At 71.1% G+C, this 23,484-nt stretch carries 15 protein-coding genes and 1 pseudogene; 11 read left to right on the forward strand and 5 right to left on the reverse strand.

The genetic code is table 11. The annotated features are described in order from the left end of the window. The first annotated feature begins 72 nt into the window (after positions 1-72). From ABD256_RS01650 to ABD256_RS01675, 6 genes are all read left to right on the forward strand, one after another. Entirely contained in the window at positions 73-765 is a 693-nt protein-coding gene (locus ABD256_RS01650) for a GAF and ANTAR domain-containing protein (protein ID WP_344412538.1), read from the forward strand. A 183-nt stretch (positions 766-948) separates the two neighbouring features. After that, on the forward strand, positions 949-1,950 hold the full coding sequence (locus ABD256_RS01655; RefSeq protein ID WP_344412540.1) for a tetratricopeptide repeat protein: 1,002 nt from the start codon (positions 949-951) through the stop codon (positions 1,948-1,950). Between the two features lie 123 nt (positions 1,951-2,073). After that, entirely contained in the window at positions 2,074-2,334 is a 261-nt protein-coding gene (locus ABD256_RS01660; RefSeq protein WP_344412542.1) for a hypothetical protein, read from the forward strand. Continuing rightward, a complete protein-coding gene (locus tag ABD256_RS01665) occupies positions 2,327-2,662 on the forward strand; it encodes a hypothetical protein (RefSeq protein ID WP_344412544.1) in 336 nt (111 codons plus the stop codon). Before ABD256_RS01660 ends, ABD256_RS01665 begins: the two co-directional genes overlap by 8 nt. Before the next feature lie 197 nt (positions 2,663-2,859). Continuing rightward, positions 2,860-3,822: a hypothetical protein gene (locus tag ABD256_RS01670; RefSeq protein WP_344412546.1), complete on the forward strand. Its 963-nt coding sequence runs from the start codon at positions 2,860-2,862 to the stop codon at positions 3,820-3,822. 215 nt (positions 3,823-4,037) lie between these two features. Beyond that, the gene (locus ABD256_RS01675; protein WP_344412548.1) at positions 4,038-6,134 is read left to right on the forward strand and encodes an MMPL family transporter; all 2,097 of its coding nucleotides are present in this window, start codon (positions 4,038-4,040) and stop codon (positions 6,132-6,134) included. Here the strand turns inward: ABD256_RS01675 and ABD256_RS01680 are convergent. Then, on the reverse strand, positions 6,054-7,406 hold the full coding sequence (locus ABD256_RS01680; protein WP_344412550.1) for an MFS transporter: 1,353 nt from the start codon (positions 7,404-7,406) through the stop codon (positions 6,054-6,056). The genes ABD256_RS01675 and ABD256_RS01680 overlap by 81 nt on opposite strands. A 626-nt stretch (positions 7,407-8,032) precedes the next feature. Between ABD256_RS01680 and ABD256_RS01685 the strand changes: the two genes are divergently transcribed. The 3 genes and pseudogenes from ABD256_RS01685 to ABD256_RS01695 all read left to right on the forward strand — a co-directional run bounded on the left by ABD256_RS01685 (position 8,033) and on the right by ABD256_RS01695 (position 16,219). Next, complete coding sequence (locus ABD256_RS01685) at positions 8,033-9,763, forward strand: fatty acyl-AMP ligase (protein ID WP_344412552.1); 1,731 nt, start codon at positions 8,033-8,035, stop codon at positions 9,761-9,763. Then, a pseudogene (locus ABD256_RS01690) lies at positions 9,760-10,446 on the forward strand (beta-ketoacyl synthase N-terminal-like domain-containing protein); the annotation flags it as partial. The gene ABD256_RS01685 and the pseudogene ABD256_RS01690, both read left to right, overlap by 4 nt. Before the next feature lie 73 nt (positions 10,447-10,519). After that, on the forward strand, positions 10,520-16,219 hold the full coding sequence (locus tag ABD256_RS01695; protein WP_344412554.1) for an acyltransferase domain-containing protein: 5,700 nt from the start codon (positions 10,520-10,522) through the stop codon (positions 16,217-16,219). Between the two features lie 84 nt (positions 16,220-16,303). Here the strand turns inward: ABD256_RS01695 and ABD256_RS01700 are convergent, their stop codons facing one another. Further along, a complete protein-coding gene (locus ABD256_RS01700; protein ID WP_344412556.1) occupies positions 16,304-16,996 on the reverse strand; it encodes a flavin reductase family protein in 693 nt (230 codons plus the stop codon). Positions 16,997-17,080: 84 nt separating this feature from the next. Further along, the gene (locus ABD256_RS01705) at positions 17,081-18,454 is read right to left on the reverse strand and encodes a bifunctional transcriptional activator/DNA repair enzyme AdaA (protein WP_344412558.1); all 1,374 of its coding nucleotides are present in this window, start codon (positions 18,452-18,454) and stop codon (positions 17,081-17,083) included. 178 nt (positions 18,455-18,632) lie between these two features. On the opposite strand from ABD256_RS01705, the gene ABD256_RS01710 reads away from it, so the two are divergent. Beyond that, positions 18,633-18,929, forward strand: a complete 297-nt coding sequence (locus ABD256_RS01710) for a putative quinol monooxygenase (protein WP_344412560.1) — start codon at positions 18,633-18,635, stop codon at positions 18,927-18,929. Between the two features lie 61 nt (positions 18,930-18,990). Here the strand turns inward: ABD256_RS01710 and ABD256_RS01715 are convergent, their stop codons facing one another. Together ABD256_RS01715 and ABD256_RS01720 are read right to left on the reverse strand one after the other, a co-directional pair. Then, positions 18,991-19,863 (reverse strand): C1 family peptidase, encoded by an 873-nt coding sequence (locus tag ABD256_RS01715; protein WP_344412562.1) that lies wholly within the window; start codon positions 19,861-19,863, stop codon positions 18,991-18,993. A 299-nt stretch (positions 19,864-20,162) separates the two neighbouring features. Then, positions 20,163-21,617: an aminopeptidase P family protein gene (locus ABD256_RS01720; RefSeq protein WP_344412564.1), complete on the reverse strand. Its 1,455-nt coding sequence runs from the start codon at positions 21,615-21,617 to the stop codon at positions 20,163-20,165. 255 nt (positions 21,618-21,872) lie between these two features. Here ABD256_RS01720 and ABD256_RS01725 point away from each other — a divergent pair, with 255 nt between their 5' ends. Beyond that, on the forward strand, positions 21,873-23,414 hold the full coding sequence (locus tag ABD256_RS01725; protein WP_344412566.1) for a S53 family peptidase: 1,542 nt from the start codon (positions 21,873-21,875) through the stop codon (positions 23,412-23,414). Positions 23,415-23,484 lie beyond the last annotated feature (70 nt).

Genomic DNA, 23,484 nt, shown 5'->3' on the forward strand with positions numbered 1-23,484 from the left:
CGGGGTGGCGGCCCGTAACACCCGCCACCGCACACGCGACATCGTTGACCTAGCGCACCGAGGTGATGACACATGGATGCCGAGCTTGTCGTCGGCACGTTCGTCGAACTGGCCGATGCACTGCCCGGCGGCGCGGGGGTCACCGGGTTCACCCGGCTGGTCGTCGACAGGGTGACCGAACTCGCCGACGCCGACTCCGCCGTCCTCCTGCTCGCCGCGAACGACAGAGCCAGACCCGCGCTGGCCGCCAGCTCGTCACCGCGCGCCCGCGAGCTCGCTCGGCTGCAAATAGAACTCGACGAGGGCCCTTGCCTCCAGGCGCTTCGAGACGGCGTCGTCGCACGGCATTCCGCAGGTACGCGGTGGCCCCGGTTCGCGCGCGAGATCGGCACGGCGGAGCCGCTGTCGCTGGACGCGATACCCGTGCGCCGCGAGGGCGTCACCGGCGCGCTGGGCATAGTCCGCGCCGCGCCCACCGGGCTGGACGAGCCGACGATGGGCATGGCGACGGCGATCGCCGACCTCGCCGCGATCAGCATTGCCAGGCACGGGCGTCTCCACACCGGGCAGCGGCACGCCAAGCGGCTGCGCTCGACGCTGGACGTCCTGATCGTCGTCGAGCAGGCGAAAGGCATTCTCGCGGAAAGGACCGGAACCGACGTCGAGACGGCGCACAGGCTGATGCAAGACTATGCGCACGTGCAGAATGAATCGTTGGATGGAATTGCGCACCGCGTGATCGCCGACGCGGGGAAATCCACCTGAATGGTGGAAGTTCGATAACCCCGTCCTGCACGTTCGGCAAGAAGTGGCTTTCTTGCGGCCGAGCGTCGTACCATTCTCCTGTGCCGCGACGGCGTTCCCTGATCGGTGCGTCGCGCGAAATGCCCTTATTCGCCGTCCCGGCCCCCTGACGGTTTCCGAAACATCCGGCACGGGAGACGTGACATGGACGAGGACCGCCGAGCGGGCAGCGCCGGCGAACCGCTGATCCGCGAGAACGCGAACCTGCTCAGGCTCGACACCGCGACGATTGCCGCGCTCCAAGGGGCGACGCGGGAGTTCCGGGCCCTCGACTACCGCCACGGCGGCAGATCCTGCCTCGACGCCGTAGCGGTACTCCTGCGCTACGGCGAAACCCTGCTGCGCAGCACCGCGACGCGGCAGATGATGGACCTGTTCTGCGGCGCGCTCGCCGATTTGCACAACCTGGCCGGCTGGACCTGCTTCGACACCGGCCATCCGGTGCTCGCGCGCGAGCACTTCGAACGCGCGCTGGAACTGGCCACGGCGGCGGGTGACGACGACCTGGTGGCCAATGTCTGCTACCGGCTCGGCCGGGTTCACCTGCACCACGACGAACTCGGCCTGGCGGCGCGCCAGTTCGACCGCGGGCAGCAGGTCACCGAGCACGCCGGGTCGCCGCTGACCCGGTCCATCCTCTCGGTGAACCAGGCCTGGATCCACGCCCGCGGTGGCGACGGCGCCGAGGCGCTGCGGTTGCTCGGCACCGCGCGGCACCAGTTCGACCTCGCCGCCGAGCACGCGGACGGCGGAACGCCGCCATGGGCCGGTTTCTTCGGCGAGACCGACCTGTCCGCGATGATCGGCACCATCCACAGCGAACTGGCCGTCACCACGAGGACAGGGCACACCGGCGCCGCGATCCCCGCCCTGCAGGCGGCCGTCGACGGCTACGACGCCGGAATGGCCCGCAGCAGGTCGTTCGTCCTCATGTTCCTCGCCACGGACCACGTCCTCGACGGCGACATGGACGAGGCCGTCCTGATCGGCGACCGCGCGATCGACGCGGCGAGCCAGCTCAGCTCCGCGAGGACCAGGGATCGCATCCGGCCGCTGCTCACCGAGACGCTCCGGTTTCCCGGTGACGTGCGTGCGGTCGACTTCGCAGAGCGAATACGGCTGTTCCTGACCGCCCCGGTTGCCTGAACCGCACCACCCGTGTGGTTCTGTCGTCGTCGCGAACACCCGGGCTAGGCTGAATCCTTTGTGGCGCCCCAGACCTCGGCGGCCGTCCCTCTGTTGAGCCGAGTCGATCGGAGCGTCCGAGTGGTGACACCACCGGCTAACGACAGTTTTCACGACCCCTACCCGATCGGGTGGGTCCTCACCTATCTCAGCGCGGGTCCGGTGAACGGCTCGGGGCGGTACCGCATCGGCGTCGTCACCGGGGAATCCGTCCGAGACGCCCGCACCGGCGTCGAGACGATCCCCCTCGCCGAAGCGGGCGAAGACACGAACGGGCAGGTGGTGTGGATCCGCGACGACGACGTCATCGGTATCGAACCACGCCTGCGGTCCCGGCATGGTTGACGACGGAGCTCGCCGGGAGCAGCAGGCCGTCCATCGCCGCGCGGTGCCGAAACGCCACGGCGGCGGTTACCCGCCGGGGTGGCACGTCCGGTACCGCGAACGCGCGTACCCGATGCGCCGGAGGCCCGGTGAACCCAACACCAGGTGGTGCGAAACGACCGGCGTCGTCATCGGGCGGGGTCTTCGCGACGTCCACACCAACACGACCTGGGTGCCGGTGCGCCCGGACGACGCACCGGAGGACACCCCGGCGCGGCTCGTGCGGGCCACCGACATCCTCGACGCGACGCCGCCCGACGCTCCCGGGATCCCGGCCCCACGGGAGTGAGGGCCGTCGTTCCCGACCTGTTCCGCACCTCGGCCAGGCGCCCCTCACACCGCTGAGCCTGCCTAAGGCAACAATCTGCCTATTAGGACGAACGGGTGGGTGGCGTACGCCATTCGCGGGTAGTCAGAACACGGAGCGCCATCGTATGCTACCCGCGAGTAGAGGATCTTGACTTCCTTGACGCGGTGGGAGGCGAGATGGCGACCGACCGCGGCGGTGCCGCCGGGGCCAACCGGCGGGAATCCCTGGAGAAGCTGCTCGAACAAGGCCCCTTCGATGTCGCGCTGCGCGCGGCGATCGTGGCGCGCGGCCTGAGCCTCGACCGCATCCAGGACCGGCTGAGCCGCCAGGGCGTGCAGATCAGCCTGGCCACGCTGAGTTACTGGCAGTCGGGCCAGCGCAGGCCCGAGCGAGCGACCTCGCTGCGCGCGGTCGAGCATCTCGAAGAGGTGCTCGAACTCCCCCGTGACGCGCTGCGCGACCTGCTCGGCCCGCGTCCGCCGCGAGGCACCAAGGACACCGGGCTGCCGGGGCTCGCGGACCTGTGGCCGTCGAAACCCGAGGTGTCCCGGCTGCTCGGCGACGTGCCCGTCAACCCGGACACCTCGTTGCGGCGCCTGACCCTGCACGACCGCGTCATGGTCGGCCCGGACGGGCGGGAAAGCTCGGTGCGCTGCACCCAGGTCATGCGCGCCGAACGCGGCGGGCCGGACCGCGCGCTGCTCGTCTTCGAATGGGACGGCGACGCCAACGATCCGCCGACGGTGAGCGGGCTGCGGAACTGCCGTCTCGGCAAGGTGGTCACCAGCGAGGCGAGTTGCCTGTTCGCCGCCGAACTGCTTTTCGAACGGGCACTGTGCCACGGCGAGACCGTGCTGATCGAGTTCGAAGTGCGCAACCCCCGCCGCGGGCTCGCCGAGCCCGCCGTGACCGAGTCCTACTTCCGCCGGTTCCGCCGGTCCGTGCGGGAGTACCTGCTCGAGGTCTGCTTCGACCCGGCCGCGATTCCCCAGCGATGCCGCCATTTCACCGCGCCGCCGGGCGAGAGCGCCCCGGAGTCGGTGCGGAGCCTCAAGATCGGCGTCTCCGATTCGGTGCTGGTGCTCGCCCGCGACTTCGGGCCGGGGCACTTCGGCGTCCGGTGGCACTTCGACAAGTGAGCGCGCGGCGTGAGAGCGGGACCACAACCGGTCCTTTTCACTTTTCACATCGTGCTGATTCGGCAGGAAGACGGCGATACGCACACCCCCGGCAGCGCAGGACGGGAGGCGAGGACCGCCCTGCCACGCTCGGTGGCGGGTTGCTCACGATCGAGCCTGCCCCTTAGGTGGGGCTTGTACGGGCGTCCCATTGTCTGTTTCTCCCCGAGGTGTACATGAGCCTGCGGCTGGCCGGCAACCCCACCGATCCGGTTCCCCCACGCGTACGAGCGCGCTGGGTGGTGCCCGCGCTCGTGGTTCTCGCGTGGCTCGTCTTCGGCACTGTGACGGCGAGTTTCCCCGGCCGCCTTTCGCAGGTGCAGACGAACGACGGGGCGGCGTTCCTGCCTGCCGGGGCCGAAGCGACCGAGGTGGCGCACCTGCAGGAGCGGTTCGCGGGCGGGAAGATCCAGCCCGCGCTCGTGGTGTACGAGCGGGCGACACCCATCACCGGTGCCGACCGCGCCGCGATCTCAGCGGACGCGGCCGCGATCGGGCACCTCGACGGGCTCGCGGGACCGGTGAGCCAGCCGATTCCCGCGCCGGACGGGAAAGCGGTACAGGTCGTCGTCCCGGTGTCCGGTGTGGACGGATTCGCCGCGGGAGAGACAGTGCGCTCGCTGCGCGACCTGGTGCACGCCGGTCTCCCGGCGGGGCTGACCGCGGAGGTCACCGGGCCAGGCGGGTTCAACGCGGATTTCAGCGAGGTGTTCGGCGGTATCGACGGCAGCTTGCTGCTCATCACCGCGCTCGCCGTGGTCGTGATCCTGGTGCTGGTCTACCGCAGCCCGCTGCTCCCCGTGGTGGTGCTCGCCTCCGCCGGGCTCGCCCTAGTCGCGGCGTCCGCCGTGGTGTACCCGCTCGCTTCCGGTGGCGCGCTCACCCTCAACGGCCAGACGCAGGGCATCCTGTTCATCCTCGTCTTCGGCGCGTCGACCGACTACGCGCTCCTGCTCGTCGCGCGCTACCGCGAAGAGCTGACCAGACAGGAAAGCCCGCGCGCGGCGGTGGTGACGGCGTTGCGCGCGTCCGTCGAGTCCATCGCCGCCTCGGCGGCCACGGTGGTACTCGGGCTGCTGTGCATGCTGTTCAGCGAACTGACCTCCAACAAGGGCCTCGGTCCCGTGGCGGCGATCGGGATCGGCGCCTCGCTGCTGACCTCGCTCACCTTCCTGCCCGCCGCGCTGGCGCTGCTCGGGCGCGCCGCGTTCTGGCCGGTGCGCTCGGCCGCCAAGCACCGGGCCGGGCTGTGGACGCGCGTTTCCGGGCTCGTCGGCCGCCGGTACCGGACCGTGTGGGTGGTCACCGCGCTCGCGCTCGCCGTGCTCGCCGCCTTCGCCCCCACGCTGAAGTCGACCGGGGTCAGCCAGGCGCAGGTGTTCCTCGACCGGGTCGAATCGGTGTCCGGACAGGACACGCTGGCCGAGCACTTCCCCGGTGGCGCTGGTGATCCGGTGATCGTCGTCGCCAAGCGGTCCGAAGCGGACCGGGTGGCCGCGGCGGTGGGCCAGGTACCCGGTGTCGTCGGCGCGCGGGTGAGTTCGGACCCCGGCACCGGTGCGCCGAAGGTGGTGGACGGTCTCGCCGAGATCGAAGCGGTACTCAGCTCGCCCGCCGACTCCGGAACGGCACTGTCCACAGTAGACAAAGTCCGGTCCGCCGTCCGCACCGTGCCCGGCGCCGAGGCGAAGATCGGTGGCCAGAGCGCGGTGCAGCAGGAGATCCGCGCCGCGGCCGAACGCGATCGCGCGGTGATCATCCCGATCGTGCTGCTGGTGATCTTCGGTGTCCTCGCGCTGCTGCTGCGCTCGCTGCTCGCACCGCTGATGCTGATCGGGACCGTGGTCCTGTCGTTCGCGGCCACACTGGGCGTCGGCGCGCTGGTCTTCAACCACCTGCTGGACTTCCCCGGCTCGGATCCGTCCGTGCCGCTCTACGCGTTCGTCTTCCTGGTGGCACTGGGGATCGACTACAACATCTTCCTGATGCACCGCGTCCGCGAAGAGGCGCACGGCCTCGGCACGCGGGCGGGCACGCTCGAAGCGCTGTCGGTCACCGGTGGGGTGATCACTTCGGCCGGCGTGGTTCTCGCCGCGACGTTCGCGGCGCTGTCCGTGCTGCCGATCCTGTTCATGGCGCAGATCGCCTTCCTGGTCGCCTTCGGCGTGCTACTGGACACCCTGCTCGTGCGCTCACTGCTGGTCCCCGCGCTTACTGTCCACATCGGACGTACGCTGTGGTGGCCCGGTGCGCTTCGCAAGGGCGCGGCCTGATCCGCTCATGCCAGGCGACAGACGCACCGCGACCACCGCGCCGACGGCCGTGACCGCCGCGGCCGCGACCGCGGTCGCGGCGAACCCCGCGAGGAACGCGTGATGTGCGTCCTCCGGCGCCACACCTGGTGGTACGGCACCTTGCGTAACCGCCTCGTCGGCGACAATTCCCTTGGCGCGCAAGGACATCACCGCACCGAGCGCGACAATTCCCAGCGCACCGCCGAGCTGGGTGGCGACCTGCTGCAGCGCGGACGCGAGCCCGGACATCGAAACCGGCGCGCCTGCCACGATCAGCTGAGTGGCCGCGATCAGCGCGATACCGGTGCCCGCGCCGAGCACCACCGAAGCCGGCAGTGCGTCGAGCCATCCCGTGCCGCCGTCGAGCCGGGTGAACCCGGCCATGCCGACCGCCACCAGCACCAGCCCGCCCGCCGCGGGAAGGCGCGGCCCGAACCTGCCGGTCAGCACGCCACCGGCCGGGGCGCTGAGGACGACCACCACGGTCACCGGGAGCAACCACATCCCGGCGGCGACCGGGTCGAGGCCGCGCACGTTCTGCAGGTACAGCGTGAGGAAGAACAACAACCCGAACAGCGAGAAGTAGCTCAACGCGGTCAGCACCGCGCCGACCCCGACCCCCGGCGACCGCAGCAGCTTCCGGATCGTGCCCGGCTCCCCCGTCGCCCGCGACTCGCCGATCCTGACGACCGTCACCACCGCGGTGAGCACCGCGATCGGCACGTTCACCAGGAATACCGCCTGCCAGCCCGCCCATCCGACGAGCAGCCCGGCCACGATCGGTCCCGCCGCGATGGCCGCGGCCGACGCGCCGCCCCAGATACCGAGCGCGAGTTCCAGCCGTTCCGGCGGGAACGCCGCCCGGAGCAGTGCGAGCGCGGCCGGCTGCAGCAGCGCGCCGCAGATGCCCTGCAGCGCGCGCAGCGCGACCAGCACCCCGATCGACGAGGTCAGCGCGACCAGCAGGGAAGCGGTCCCGAAGCCGAGCACCCCGGCGAGGAACACCGCCCTGCGGCCGAAGCGATCCGCGAGCCTCCCGGCGGGGAAGAGTGCCGCGGCGAGCGCCAGCAGGTACGCGGTGGTCACCCATTGCAGACCGGACAGCGAAGTCCCGGTGGTACTGGCGATCCCGGGGCCCGCGATGGTCAGCGCGGTGCCGTCGAGCCCGGCCATCATGCCGCCGAGCGACACCGCGGCCAGCGTCCACCACGGCCGATTTCCCGCGACACGGGAGTCCGGCGTAAATTTCATCGCAATAACCTTCCCTGCGCCTTGCCGAGTCACCCGGCGAGGAATGGCGGAGCAGTGCGGGCAAATACACATCGAGTCCGCGGCACGTCGGCTCCAGTGCTTTTACGATAGCGTTACCGCCGGGGTCGGCAAACACGGATCCAGCCCCGACCGGGAAACGCGCCCCAGGATTCGCCGGATCGCATTCCTCCCCCTGCCGGGCTACCCCCGGAAATCCGGTGGCCAACCCTCCGCTTACCCAGGTCGACCTGCGATCATGTCAGTGCCGACCAACCGGTGCCGACCTCCCTCGGCGGCCACGGTGTCCAGCAGGTTAAAGACGGGGCAATTCCAGGTCGGCAGGTGTGAAAAAAGTGAACACCCGACCGGTGTGAATACTGTGAAAAACCGAATCCGCGGGAACCGGGAAGCGTTCGCGCGATTTTCCCCGGACGGTGTCCCGGCTCACAGGCGCAAGTATCTTGCGCAGCGAAAAGTCCGCCCGGTACTGTCCGGACATCTCGCATTGCCGCTGGAATTCCGTTGGAAAATAGCCGATCCGGCGCGGCGTGCGCCGATCGGATTCCCCGCGATCACGCACGTTTGACCAGACACAGTGTGCTGCCAGGCACAGGGTTGGGAGCGTCATGGCTTACCAGGACATCGTATTCTCCGCCGAGTTCGGCCCGTTGACCTCGTCACTGGCGAGCCGCTGGGACTCCGATCGGCCCGCGTTCACCTTCGTCGATTACGGCGAACGCCGCGAAGGCGTGTCCACCACGCTGAGCTGGGCCGAGTTGGACCTGCGCGCCCGCGCACTCGCCGCGCGGCTCGGCGGGCTCACCACACCCGGGGAACGGGTCGCGGTGCTGTGCCCGCAGAACCTCGACTACATCGTCGCGTTCTACGGCGCCCTGTACGCGGGGGTGATCGCCGTACCGCTGTTCGCCCCCGAAGTGAGCGCGCACGGTGAACGTCTCGTCGGGGCGCTCGCCGACAGCGACCCCGAAGTCTGGCTCACCTCGGACTCCGCGGTGGCCGACATCCGCGGCCTGCTCGACGCGCACCCGGTGCCGCGGCCGAAGCACCTGGTCGCGGTGGACACAGTGGACCCCGCGCTGGCGGCAAACTACTCGTCCGTCGAGCTCACCCCGGACCAGCCCGCGTACCTGCAGTACACCTCCGGCTCGACCAGGAAGCCCGCGGGCGCGGTCATCACGCACCGCGCGCTCGCGGCGAACGTCCGCCAGATCGTGGAGGCGTACGGCACCGGCGAGGACAGCACCTGCGCGGGCTGGCTGCCCTTCTTCCACGACATGGGCCTGCTCCAGCTCGTCTGCCTCCCCGTCCACGTCGGCTGCCATTCGGTGTTCACCACCCCGTACGCCTTCACCCGCAAACCACTGCGGTGGCTGCACCTGATGAGCGGGCGCAAGGACGTGATCACCGCCGCGCCCAACTTCGCCTTCTCCTACACCGCGGCGAAACTGGCCGCGGGCGGCGATGCCGGGGGCATCGACCTCAGCGGCGTGCGCGCCGCGATCAACGGCAGTGAGCCGGTCCGCGCCGAAACGATCGACGGGTTCCTCGCCGCGGCGGGGCCGCTGGGCTTCCGCGCCGAGGCGCACCGGCCCTCCTACGGGCTCGCGGAGGCCACCGTGTTCGTCAGCACCACCGCACCGCGCCCTCCTCGCGTAGCGGTACTGGATCGCGTCGAACTCGGTGCCGGGCGCGCGATCGTGGTGGAAGCCGGGCACGACCGCGCGCTGAGCCTGGTCTCGGCGGGGCTGCCGGTCGGCCAGCAGCTGCGGGTCGTCGATCCGGCCACCGGCACGCCGCTGCCGGACGGCTCGGTCGGCGAAATCTGGTTGCACGGCCCCAACATCGCCACCGGCTACTGGCGCCAGGCGACGCGCTCCGCCGAATCCTTCGACGGCACGCTCACCGAAGGCGAACCGCGGTCGGGGTGGCTGCGCACCGGGGACCTCGGCGTCTGGCACGACGGCGAGGTCTACCTCACCGGCAGGCTCAAGGACCTGATCATCATCGACGGGAAGAACCACTACCCGCAGGACATCGAGGCGACCGCGCAGGACGCGCACCCGGCGCTGCGGCGCGACCGGCTCGCCGTGTTCAGCGTGACCCACGACGGGCGCGAGGCGCCGGTGGTGGTCGCCGAGTACTCCAACCACGTCGCCGACGCGGACCGGAACACCGAGGAGATCGAACGCGCCGTCCGCGCGGCCGTCGCCAAGCACCACGACCTGCGGCTGCACGAGTTCGTCCTGGTGCCGCCCGGCACCGTGCTCCGCACCTCGAGCGGCAAGATCGCCCGTTCGGCCACTCGCTCGCACTACCTGTCCGGAGGCCTGTCATGAACAGCACGAGACTGCGCCAGTGGCTCACCTCGAGACTCGCCCAGATCTGCGGAATCGCCGAGTCCGATGTGGACGCCGACTGCCCGCTGCGCGAGTACGGCCTCACCTCTCGTGACGCGGTGATGCTCACAGGGGAGCTCGAAGACGAGCTGGACCGCGACCTGCCGACGCAACTGCTCTGGCAGCACCCCACGATCGCCGCGCTCGCCACCGAGCTCGCCGGTGACGGTGACACCTCGATCTCCTCCGCGGCGTCCGAACCACGGCCGTCGGCCGGCGCCGCCGAGCCGATCGCGGTGATCGGCCTCGGCTGCCGCCTGCCCGGCGGGGTGCGGGGACCCGGCGACTACTGGCGGCTGCTGGTCTCCGCGGAGAACGCGGTCACCCCGCTGCCCGAGGACCGGTGGGAGCAGTTCGGCCACGACACCCCGGAACAGGCGGAGACCCTCGCGAACACCAGCCGCTGGGGCGGTTTCCTCGACTCCGTCGCCGAATTCGACGCCGAGTTCTTCGGCATCACGCCGCGCGAGGCGAGCGCGATGGACCCGCAACAGCGGCTGCTGCTCGAAGTGGCGTGGGAAGCGCTCGAACACGCCGGGGTCGCGCCGGAGCGGCTGCGCGGCAGCTCGGCCGGCGTGTTCGTCGGGATCAGTGGCAACGAGTACGGCGACCTCACCCTCGGCGACGTCAGCCGCATCGACGCCTGGAGCGGCACCGGCTCGGCGCTGAGCATCGCCGCGAACCCGGCTCTCCTACGTGCTCGACCTGCGCGGGCCGAGCGTCGCGGTGGACAGCGCGTGCTCGTCGTCGCTGGTCGCGGTCCACCTCGCGATGCAGAGCCTGCGCGCGGGCGAGAGCGAGATCGCGCTCGCCGCGGGGGCGAACCTGCTGCTGAGCCCCGGCGTCACGGTGACCTTCGACCGGATGGGCATCACCTCCGCCGACGGGCTGTGCAAACCGTTCGACGCCTCGGCGGACGGGATCGCCCGCGCCGAGGGGGCCGGTGTCGTCGTGCTGAAGCCGTTGAGCGCCGCGCAGCGCGACGGTGACCGCGTGCTCGCCGTGCTCCGCGGGTCCGCGGTGAACTCCGACGGCAGGTCCAACGGGCTGACCGCGCCGAACCCCGCGGCACAGCAGGAACTGCTGCGCACCGCCTACACCGCGGCGGGCGTCCAACCGTCCGAAGTGGACTACATCGAAGCGCACGGCACGGGCACGCTCCTCGGCGATCCGATCGAGGCAGGCGCGCTGGGCACCGTGCTCGGTGCCGGGCGGCCCGCCGAGCGGCCACTGCTGCTCGGCTCGGTGAAGTCCAATCTCGGCCATCTCGAAGCGGCGGCCGGGATCGCCGGTCTGATCAAGGTGGTGCTCGCGCTGGCCAACCGGCGCATCCCGGCCAGCCTGAACTTCACCGAGCCCAACCCCCGCATCCCGTTCGACGAGCTGCGCCTGTCCGTGGTCGCCGAGCAGCGGCCGTGGCCGGTGCACGACCGCGTGGCGCGCGCCGGGGTCTCCGGGTTCGGCTTCGGCGGCACGAACGCGCACGTGATCGCCGAACAGGCACCGGCGCTGCCGTTCGAGGAGCCCGTGTCGGGGCGGCCAGGTCAGTACCTGCTCACCGGTGCGTCGCCGGAGCGGACCCGGCGGTCGGCGGCCTGCCTCGCCGACTGGCTGGAGGAGTCCGGCGAGCGGATCCCGCTGCACGACGTCGAACACTCCCTCGCCAGGCGCGCGGGCGGCAGGCACCGCGCGGTCGTGACCGCCGGGGACCACCGCGAGCTGGTGGACGGCCTGCGCGCACTGGCGAACCGCTCCGCCGCGCCAGGGGTGGCCACCGGCCGAACCGGCCAGGCGGGACCGGTGTGGGTGTTCTCGGGGCAGGGCTCGCAGTGGGCCGGTATGGGGCGTCGCCTCCTCGCCACCGAACCCGCCTTCGCGGCGGCAGTGGACGAAGCCGACGTCGCGTTGCGCGCCGAAGGACGGCCGCTGAGGCCGGTCCTCGAAAGCGGCGTCGAACCGACAGGCGTCGCCGAGGTGCAGCCGGTCCTGTTCGGCATCCAGATCGCGCTCGCCGGGCTGTGGCGGCACTACGGGATCGAACCCGCCGCTGTGCTCGGCCATTCGCTCGGCGAGGTCGCCGCCGCGGTCGTGGCGGGCACGATCTCCCTTGCCGACGGCGCGCGGATCGCGGTGCGGCGGTCGGCCCTGCTGGCCACCACCTCCGGTCAGGGGGCGATGGCCCTGCTCGAACTGTCCGCAGTGGACACCGCGGAGCTGGTTCGCGAGTATCCCGGCGTCGACATCGCGGTGTTCCACGCGCCGGGGCAGACCGTCGTGTCCGGCGTCCCCGACGAGGTCGCCGCGCTGGTGGAGCGGGTCGGCGCGCGCGGGCTGCTGGCCAAGAGGATCAATGTGGACATCGCCAGCCATTCACGGCTGGTGGCGCCGGTGGTCGCCGAACTCGGGCGCGAACTCGCCGGCGTCGTGGCGGCGGAGCCGGGGATCACCGTCTACCCGACCGCCGTCGAGGAAGGGACGGCGGCCTTCGACGCCGGCTACTGGATGGCGAACCTGCGCAACCCCGTCCGGTTCACCCAGGCCGTCGCGAAAGCGCTCGACGACGGGTACCGCACGTTCGTCGAGCTGTCGCCGCACCCGGTGCTGCACCACGCCATCACGGAAACCGCGGGCGACCGCGAGGTGTCGGTGCTCGGCACCCTCCGCCGCGACGAGGACGAGAACCGCCGGTTCCACCTTTCGCTCGGTTCCGCGCTCGCGGCGACCAGCACCCGGCCGCGCACGACCGGCCGGCTGCTGGACCTGCCCACCACGCCGTGGCTGCACCGCGAACACTGGGCGCCGAAACCGGCGCCCCGTTCGGCGAGCGGGGCGCATCCGCTCCTCGGCGTGCACGTCGAACTGCCGGACACCGGCACCCACGTCTGGCAGGCCGACGTCGGCACCGAACACCGGCCATGGCTCGCCGACCACCGGATCGGCGGGCGCCCGGTGCTCACCGGCGCCTGCTACGTCGAAATGGCACTGGCCGCCGCGTCGACCGTGCTCGGCCGCCCGCCGCGGCTGCTCGAACTACGGGACGTTACGCTGCACCAGCCGTTGCCGCTCGCCGAGCACACCCGCGTCACCACGACGTTCACCGCGGCCGACCGCACCGTCAAGGTGCACACCCACGACGGGAACGGCTGGATCCTGCACTGCGATCTCACCGTGTCCGATTCGGACACCGCGGACGTCGCATCGCAGTGGCCCTCGGAGGACGAGCCGGCGACACCGCTCACCGCGACCGAGCTCTACCAGAGGCTGAGTTCGCTCGGCGTCGACTACGGTCCCGCGTTCCGGAGCGTGCTCGACGTGCACACCGGTGACCTGGCCGCGCTGGCAACCGTATCGGTACCCGAATCCGCGCCGGCCGCGGGCTACTTCCTGCACCCCGCCCTGCTCGACGCCTGCCTCCAGACGTTCGCCGCCGCATTGGCCACTGTGGACAGTGCGGCCGGGGACGCCTACCTGCCGATGGAGTTCGGTGTCGTGCGGCTGTTCGGCGCGCCGGCCACGGGGGTCACGAGCCAGGTCACCGTCGCACCGTCCGCAAAGGACGCCGGTGGCGTGCTCGGTGCGCTGCGGCTGCTCGACGCGGACGGCGCCGTCGTACTCGAGATGACGGACGTGTTCGCGCGCCGCGTGCGCCGGTCCGAGATCGGCGCACCGCTGCGGGAAACCCTGCTGGCGCACGAATGGGCCCGCACGGACGCCCCGCAGCCCCGGTCCGAGGTGTCCGTCGCGGTGCTCTCGCCGTCCGGGAACCCGCTCGCCCACCGCCTGCGCGATCGGCTCGACGCGGTCGAAATCGTCGCGGGCCCGGCCGAAGCCGGGAACGCCAGCGACGTGGTGCTGATCGTGGACGACGCCGGGGCCGGGCATCCCGACAGCGGGGTGCGCGCCGTCGAGACGGTCGCCGGCCTCGTTCGCACGGTCGCCGAACACGCCGCCCCGCCCCGCGTCTGGCTGGTCACGTCGTCCGCCGCGACGGTGTTACCGGGAGAGACCGGCGAACCCGCCCTTGCCGCACTCCGCGGTCTGGTGCGCGTGCTCGCCTTCGAGCACCCCGCGCTCCGGGTGAGCTGGGTCGATGTGGACGGCGACGACACCGCGCTCGCCGCCGAACTGGCGGGCGGCGCGCTGGACGACGAGGTCGCCTGGCGCGGCGGGCACCGCTACGCCGCCCGCTTGGTACCCGCGGCGGCACCCGCGCGCGGGGAACACCCGGTGGTGCGGTCCGATGGCGGCTACGTGATCACCGGTGGCCTCGGCGGGCTCGGGATCGCGCTCGCGCGCAAGCTGGCCTCGCTCGGCGCCGCCAAGATCGTCCTCAACGGGCGGTCGGCGCCGCGACCGGAGGTGGTGGCCGCGCTCGACGAGTTCGCCGGTTCCGGCACCGTGGTGGAGGTCGTGCTCGGGGACATCGCCGAACCCGGTGTCGCGGAAGAGCTGGTGATCGCCGCGTCGGAGGGCGCGGTGGTACGGGGTGTCGTGCACGCCGCCGCCGTCTTCGACGACCGGACGGTGTCGCGTTTGGACGGTTCGACGATCCGCCGCGCCTGGCTGCCGAAGGCACACGGGGCATGGCGGTTGCACGAAGCGACCGCTGATGCCCGCCTCGACTGGTGGCTCGGCTTCTCGTCGGCGACCGCGCTGCACGGGTTGCCCGGTCAGCCCTCCTACGCCTCGGCCAACGCGTACCTCGACGCCGTGGTCGCGCTGAGGCGGGCCAGCGGCCTGCCCTCGGCGACCGTGAACTGGGGTACCTGGGCCGAGGTCGGCGCCGCCGCCGGACTGGACGTGCCATGGCTGACCCCGATCGACCCGGACGAGGGGCTCGGGTTGATCGAGGACGTCCTGTCCTCCGGCGGCGGCGCCGTTGGCGCGGCCCGGCTCAACACCGGCCGGCTCGCGGCGGCGTTTCCGGACCTCCCACGGCTGCCGTTCTTCGCGGCGCTGCTCGGCGAACACGCCGAAGCGGCCGAAACCGCGGGATGGGCCGGCCCGGCGGCATTGGCCGACCGCTCCCCCGCGGAGGTTCGCGCGCTGGCGGGTCCGCGGCTGCGCGCGGGGATCGCGTCGGTGATGGGGCTGAGCCCCGAAGAACTCCCCGACGACGTCCCGCTCACCGGTCTCGGGGTCGACTCCCTGCTCGCCGTCCGGATCCGCAACGGGTTCCAGCACGATTTCGGGACCGTTCCCGCTGTTTCGCTCCTCCTGCGCGGCGCGAGCCTGGCCGGGCTTCGCGACTGGCTCTTCGACGAACTGGGCGTGGCCGAGACCGCGTCGGCTCCGCTGCCGAGCCCGCGACAGCCCGGCACGGTCCGGGTGCCTCCGCGTGACGAGGCGGAACGGCTGGTCGTCTCGGTGTGGCAGGACGTGCTGGGCACACCGGTCGGCGTCACCCAGGACTTCGCGGACTGCGGCGGAGACTCCTCCGCCGCTGCCAGGATCGCGGAACTGCTGAGCGCGCGGGCCGGTGCCGCGCTGGACCGGGCGACGCTGTTCGAAAAGCCGACCCCGGAGCTGATGGCCGTGCTCGTGCGCGCGGTGATCGCGACGACCGGACCGGTTCGCGTGCTCCGGGAAACCGGTGACGAGACACCGGTGTTCTTCTTCCACCCCGGTGGCGGCGACACCTCGGTGTTCCGGCAGCTCGTCGACCGGTTGCCCGCGAGCGTCCCGGCCTACGGCTTCGACCGCGTGGACGGCACCGGAACGGTCGAAGACCGCGTCGGGACCTACCTGCCGGAACTGCGGCGGCGCCAGCCGTTCGGGCCGTACCGCCTGGTGGGCTGGTCGTTCGGCGGGTTCCTGGCGTTCGAAGCGGCGCGACGGCTCGAAGCCGAGGGCGAAGAGGTCTCGCTGCTCGGCATGGTCGACCCGATCCTGCCGCTGCCGCAGGAACACGGGCTGTCCGAGGTGCGGTTGCTGGAACGCCGGTTCGAACGGTTCGGGGAGTTCCTCGAGACGAGCTACGGCAAACCGGTCGAGCTGCCCTTCGCCGAACTCGCCCGGCTCGACGACGAAGGGCAGGCGGATCTGCTGATCAAGACCATCCTCGCCGCCGGTGTCATCGACGAACGGGTGAGCGGCGCGATCCTCGACCACCAGCGGCGGTCGTTCCTGGACGCGCGCCTGCTCGAGCGGTACCAGCCCTCCGGCTACGACGGGCGGACCGTGTTCTACAGCGCGGAGGTGCCGGTGCCAGGCGGCCTGCGCGACCCGCGTTTCGACCGGAGCGATCCCGCCCGCGGCTGGGACGCGGTGTGCCGGAACCTGGAGGTGGTGACCGTGCCCGGTCACCACCTCTCGGTACTGGACCCGCCGAACGTCGAGGTGATCGCGGCGCACCTCGCCAAGGTGCTCGCCGGGACGAGGGCCGAGGCGCACTGAGCATCGACCGGCCGCAGCGGACCGTCCGGTTCGGGCGGTCCACTGTGGCCACTCCGGAGGTTTTCCGCCGATGCCGGCCCGCGGTCAGGAACGCCGGTGCCGCGCCGTCCGTGCCCGCTCGATGTCGGGGCCTCGGTACAGGCGCTCGGGAATGCTCGCGAGCGTGGACGGGCGCACCTGCGAACCGAGGCCGTACAGCTGCTGGAAGCTCATGATCAGCGGGCGCCAGGCGTCCGGGTCGATCCGGTCGGTGGTGCCCGCCGTGCGGATGTCGTCGTGCACCCCGACCCGCTGGACGCGAACCTCGATGGCGACGATCGAGCCGCGCTGCGCGCCGTCGTCCTCCGCGATCGGGTGCACCGCCTCGACCACGGCCTCCATCACCACGGGGCATTCCGCGACAAGAGGCGCTTCGACGGTTTCGGCCGGGGCCGGGGTCAGCCCTGCCCGGCCGAACTTGTCCTGGACGTGGCGGTATCCGCGTTCCTGCTTGAACACGGGCACGGGATCCGATCCGGTGGTCAGCGCGAGCCTGTCGACGGCGCCCGCCAGCGAGTCCGACGGCAGGTTCAGCACGCATTCACCGGTGCGCAGCATGTTCTGCGCCGTCTTGGACCGCGCGCCGAGGCCGAGCACGGCGCGCCAGCCGAGCCAGAACGCCGAGGACATCGGCGCGAGGTTCGGTGTACCGTCCTCATTGGACGTCGAGATCAGCACGACGGGCGTGCCGAAGTAGAGGATACCGGGTTCGATTCGGGTGTGTGCAGGCGAAATCACGTTCACACCGCGGAGTGTGCCCGCTCGGGGGCACACGGGGCTGGCGGCAATCGGACCTCATGATCCACCACCGCGCCCGCGGCTTCAGGCCACCGCGGCCGCGATCAGGTGGGTCGCGGCGAGCGCCCGCCACGGTCGCCACGCGGCCGCCACGTCCTCGCCGGGATCGAGGATCTCGTTCGCGGGCAATGTGGCGCGGACGTCGCGATCGGCGGCGGGAAAGGCGTCGCCGTAGCCGAGCCGGAGTGCGATCGAGTGCGCGGTGCCTTCCGCGACACCGGGAATCGCGCACAGCGCGCCGACGAACTCCCGCAGCGCCGAGCCGCCACCGAGGATGAACTCGTCCTCGGCGACCGCGACGGCCAGCGCACGCACCGCCCGCGCCGCGGCGGCGGACACCCCCGCGTCGACGAGATCGGCCCCGGCCACCGTCTCCGCCGATGGGAACAGGTGCGTCAAGCCGTGATCGAGCCCCGGCACCGGCCTGCCCAACGCGGTCACCAGACCGGCCTGCTGCCGTCGAACTCGTGGGCGGGCGCTGTACTGGGCGAGGACGGCATCGACGGCGATCTCGAACGAGCCCCAGGCACCCGGCGGGCGCACCCCCGGCCGCGCGGCCACCAGCGGGCCCACCACCGGGTCGCCGGCGAGATCGGCCTCGGCGCGCGCGAGGTCGGCATCGACGCCGAATATCCGGCCGGCGCGGTCGACGACGTGGATCAGCCCCTCCCAGAACGGCAGGTGCGCGCAGAGCACCAGATGGTCCCCTTCCCCGGCCCGCACCTCCAGCAGGCCCGCCTCGCCGTCGAGGCTGATCGTGCGCCGGTACACCCCGTCCCGCACCGATTCCACTCCCGGTACCGCACGTTCCGCGAGGACCGCCAGCATCGCTTCCCAGTTCAGCGGCGGAGAGTACGGGAGCCGCATCGAGAGCCCCCCATCGGCGGCGAGCCGGTCCGCGCGCCGCCTCCGGTCGCGGAGTTCGCCGGGCGCGGCGCGGAACACCATGCGCATGTCCCGGTTGAACTGGCGCAGGCTGCCGAACCCGGAGGCGAACGCGATGCCGGCGACGGTCAGGTCGGTGTCGTCGAGCAGGCGACGCGCGAAATGCGCCCGCCGCGAGCGAGCCAGCTGATCCGGTGTCACACCGAGATGATCGTGGAACAGCCGCCGCAGGTGCCGTGGCGAGACCGCCAGCCGCGCGCCCAGCGCGGCCTCGGTCCCCCGGTCGAGCGCGCCTTCGATGATCAGCTGCACCGCGCGGCACACGAGTTCCGGCGCGTCCGCGGCCACCGGGCCCGCCACGCGGTACGGCCTGCACCGCAGGCAGGCGCGGAACCCGGCCGCTTCGGCCGTCGCCGCCAGCTCGAAGGTGCGCACGTTCTCGGCGAGCGGCTTCGCACCGCAGCCGGGACGGCAGTAGATACCGGTCGTCACCACCGCCGAAAAGGTTGTCATGACCCAGGTTTAGCCGATCGCGCGCGGTGGCACCAGCCAGATCCGGACATGTCCCGCGGGTACCGGTGCGCCGTGGCGATCCTGTCCGGATCTGGCCGGACACCCGCCCGCCGTCCCGCCAGGGTTGTCCTCGAACGGCGGAGCGAACTCCCGCCCCGCACCACGGAAAGGTGATCCCATGCTGACGAAGGTGTTCCCCATCAACCTCAAGCCGGGCAAGCAGGCAGCGGCGGAGTCGATTGTGGACCAGTTCGCGCCACTCGGCCCCGGGCAGGAGACGGGCACCCTCTCCTTCCGCGTTTACCGGGATCCCGCGAAGCCCGACTACCTGTTGTTCGTCGAGCACTTCGCGGACCAGGCCGCCTACGACGCCCACACGGGTTCCGCCGCCTACCGGAAGCTCATCGCGGGCCAGTTCGCGGACCTGATCGTCGAGTTCGTCGAAATCGATCACGAGCTGCTCGTCAGCCTCTGACGCCTCGCTGGCACGTGCCGGACCCGGTCCGGCACGTGCCGGTCGTCATCTCCGGGCGGTGTCAGGCTCGGACGAGCTTGCCGACCGAATGGGCGTCGAGGGCGGCCAAGGCGAGGTAGTCCCAGGACAGGTTCACGAAACCGCCGTCACCCCAGCCGGTTCCCCACGAGTTCTCCACCCGCACCCCTCGGGACGTGTAGCCGACGATGGTGACCTCGTGGCTGCCGTCCGGCCGTTCGCCGTCCTCGGGGAAGTAACTGTAGTCCCGCGCGGTGTCGGCGGACATGTCGCTGAAGGACTGGTAGAAGTCGAACGAGAAGATGACCGGGAGACCCGACGAGATCGCCGATTCGACCTCTGCCCTGAGCGCGTTCCCGGTGTTCAGTGTGTTGTAGCCCGAAATCCGCCATTTACGGGCGTTCGACCGCTCACCCGAATCCGGCAGGGTGCGGTAGTCGTAGTTGCCCTGCCAGTAGTGCGACATGGCGTCGACACCCTGCCCCTGTGCGATGTCCAAAGTGTCGTCGACCGAGGTGCCGACGTTCTGCCCGTGTACGAGCTGCGAATAGGTGTACATCGGCGCGTTCGGGCCGCCGGAAACGTTCTGCTCACTTTCGAGAACGCCCATCGCACTGTAGTCGATCGCCCAGGAAACACACGAGTTGACCGACTTCTGATCGCCGGGAGCCGGTGCGTGACCTTCCAGCGAATAGGAACTCGGCCGCAGCCCGGAAAATCCGGCGTCGTGCAGCGGCACTGCGGTGCGGACCTGCCTGTGCTCATGGAGTGCGGGCACTTTCACGCCCGTGGCGTGGTGATGCCGTGCGACGGGAGCCGACGAACCCGGCTCCGCTGCCGCAGAAGTCGGCGCCACGAGCACCGGCACCGCGGCCAGCGCGACCAGCAGGAAATTTCGGGGAAGGGCGGGGACCATGACCACTCCTTGGCTTCGCTGACAAGAAGGCAGAACCCACAAAACTCGGTTCAGTCGAGAAAGGATTCAAGAGTGCTTTTTCCGGACATCCGATTCCATTGAGGACCGAATATTCGTCTCGATGCGTCCACAATGTTAACGCGGTCACGTGAACCGGGACACCTACCAAAGTAGGCGACGACCCGGTCGAAAATTCTGCCCGCAAAGAAATGCGAAACAAGGCCCGCAGTGGCAGCGGTGCCGGTTTTTGGCGAAACGCGGTGCGGCCGCGACCGCCGAAGGGCGGTCGCGGCTCCCCGCTATTCGGCCCGCGAGAACGGGTTGCGGCCGGAGACGCCCTGGCGGGCCACCACCCAGGACTCCAGCTCGCGAGGCTCGATGGGCAGGGCCGCGGACAGGACCTCGATGCCGCCCTTGGTGACGAGCACGTCGTCCTCGATCCGTACCCCGATGCCCCGCAGCTCGGGCGGCACGGTGAGATCGTTGGGGTGGAAGTAAAGCCCGGGCTCCACGGCGATCGTCATCCCGGCTTCGAGGGTGCCGTCGTGGTACAGGTGCGGCGCCGCGTGCGCACAGTCGTGGACGTCGAGGCCGAGGAAATGGCCGACATTGCACACGATGTACCGCCGGTGGTGCTGGTTCTTCACTTCGAGCGCTTCCTCCGGCGACACCGGGAGAACACCCCAGTCGTGGAGGCCGTTGGCGAGCACTCGCATCGCCGTCTCGTGGAACGCCGAGTAGTTCGCGCCGGGCCGCACCGACTCCAGCGCGGCCCTGTGCGCGGTCAGCACCAGGTCGTAGACCTGGCGCTGGGCCTCGCTGTACGCGCCGCCGATCGGCAGCGTCCTGGTCACATCCGCGGTGTAGAACGAATCCAGCTCCACCCCGGCGTCGAGGAGGAGGACGGCGTTCTCGTCGACGCGGCCGTTGTTCCGCGTCCAGTGCAGCACGGGAGCGTGCTCGCCGGCCGCCACGATCGAGGCGTAGCCGACGCCGTTGCCCTCGTAGCGGGCACGCCGGTCGAAAGTGCCTTCGAGCCAGCGCTCGCCGCCACCGGCCACGGCCGCCGGGAACTCCGCGGCGACGTCGCCGAAACCGCGGATGGTGGCGTCTACGGCGCGGCGCAGTTCTCCGACTTCCCAGTCGTCCTTGACCCGGCGGAGTTCGGCCAGTACGCCCCGCAGTTCGCTCCAGGCCGCACCGGGCACGAGTGCGTCGAGCAACGGGTCGACGCGGGCGGTGGCCAGCACGGCGGGCAGAGTGCCGCGGAAAGCCGGCGCCAGTTCGTCGAGCGGCCGGCACGGCAGCCCGAGCGCGTCGCTCCACTCCCGCAGGCCCGGCGCCGGGCCGGTCCACAGCTCACCGTCGCGCGCGTTGCCGAAGAAGTCGTCCTCCCCGGCGAGCGCGGGCTGCCGCACGAACAGCTCGGCCTCGTGCCCGCCGGAAACCGGCCGCATCACGAGCACGGCGCCTTCGGCGGCGCAACCGGTGAGCCAGGCGAAGTCGCTGTCGGGACGGAAGCCGTAGTCGGTGTCGTTCTCCCGCACCGGAGCCCACCCCGACGCGACGGCGATCCGGCGGCCGGGGAGCGCCTCGCTCAGCCGGCGCCGGTGCTCTTCGGCGGCCTTCGCCGCCCCGGCGGGCAGGGACACCGCGCGGTCGGCCGGACCCCAGCCCTGACGCAGGAACTCGCGGAATCCGGTCGCCTCGCGCAGCCTGGTCGGATCGCGTCGCGCCGGCCGAGTCTCGTTCACGAGGTGCCCTCTCCCCTGCTGTCGAACCCAGTGTCGTTACGTTCATTTCATTGAACAGCAAGCAGGGTAGGTCTGATGCCGGTGAACCGTCAAGTTGCCGCACAACACCCGTTTGCAGCCGCACGAGCACGTTCGTCAAAGTGAACGATTTGTATTGATTGCGTAATCCTACGGACCGTCGCCTCGCTTGTTCGCCCGGTGATCGCACCCCGACAGTGAGGTGCCGTCGCGCCGTCCGACCCAGGGAGGTCGTCCATGCTCGTCCGCCTCGCGATTCCCGCGACCCTCATCGCGTTCGCCGCCGCGACGGCACCCGCCGCCGCGACACCCGGTTCGACGGAGGACGTGCCGGGCTTGGCCGCCATGGCCCTCGCCGGTGCGGTTGATCTCGGACCGGCGACGGGCGAGCAGCACGTCGCGCTCGTGCTGCGCTCCCGCGACGAGGACGGGTTGGACCGGTTCCTCGCCGATCCGCACCATCCATCGCTCACCTCCGCCCAGTACCAGGCGCGCTTCGGCCCGGCCCCGCCGGCGGAACGGGACGTACTCGGCTGGGCGGGTGCCGCGGGGATGCGGGTGCGGCACGAACCGGGCAGCCAGGTGTTCGCACTGGAGGCGACGGCGCCGACGATCGGCCGTGCCTTCCGGACGACCGTGCACCGGTTCCGCGTGCCGGGACTGGACGTCCTCGGCGCGATCCGGCCCGGCGCGCTGCCGCCCGCGGTCGCGGCGGCGACCGCGGGCGTCGTCGGGCTCGCCCCCGCCTACCCCGCCCAGACCGCGCTCCAGCTCACCGGCGACCGCGCCTCCCGGCCGGCCGACGTCCACCCGATGGGGCCTGCCGAGTTCACCAGGTTCTACGATGTCCCCGCCGAACCGTCGGGGCGCGGCCAGAAGATCGCGATCATCGGCTGGACGAACATGGACGGCGTGGTCAAGGACCTCGCCACCTTCCAGGACACCTACCACCTGCCGAAGGCGCAAATGACCGTCGACTACGTCAGCGGCAAGCCGGACGCGGTGAACGACCAGATGGAATGGGACCTCGACACCCAGTACTCGACCGCGATGGCGCCGGGTGTCCGCGAGGTGCACGTGTACGCGGCCAAGTCGAACGAGAACGCCGACCTGACCGTCGCGTTCGGAAAATGGGCCGATGAAAACGCCTACCCGCAGGGCAGTGCGTCACTGGGCGACTGCGAGCGGAACGCGCGGGACTGGGTGGGCGCGCTCGAACCGGTGCTGAAGAAGGCGGAAGCGCAGGGCCAGACCATGCTGGCCGCGAGCGGCGATGACGGCACGAACTGCTTCGGCGGTGTGCCGGACCAGCGCTCCTACCCGGCTTCGAGCGCGCACGCGGTCGCCGTCGGCGGGACCGAGATCACCGATATCAGCGGGCACAAGGTCACCGGCTGGCGCGGCTCGGGCGGCGGCAACAGCGCCATCCTCGGCAAACCGCGCTGGCAGGACGACGCGGGAGGCGCCTTCACCGGCGACAAGCGCGGCCTGCCCGATCTCTCGTTCGCGGCGACCAACTACCAGATCATCGACAACGGCCACGGCAACACCCTGGCAGGCACCTCGGCCAGCACACCGGTGGTGGCCGGGCTCCTCGCACGCGTGCACGAGAAGAACCCGGCGCTCGGTTTCCTCGCCCCGAAGGTCTACTCCATCGCGAGATCCGCCTACCACGACATCACCACCGGGAACAACGGCGCCGCGGCGGGGCCCGGCTGGGACTACGTGACGGGACTCGGCGAACCGGTCGTCGCGAGCTGGCTGGCCGCACTGTCCTGATCGGACTTCGGCTGCCGGTCGGCCCCCACGGGCTCGGTATTGTCGTGGGGGCGGGGTAGAACCAGGTCCC

It is taken from the genome of Amycolatopsis minnesotensis (genome assembly GCF_039529815.1).
Lineage (GTDB): Bacteria > Actinomycetota > Actinomycetes > Mycobacteriales > Pseudonocardiaceae > Amycolatopsis > Amycolatopsis minnesotensis.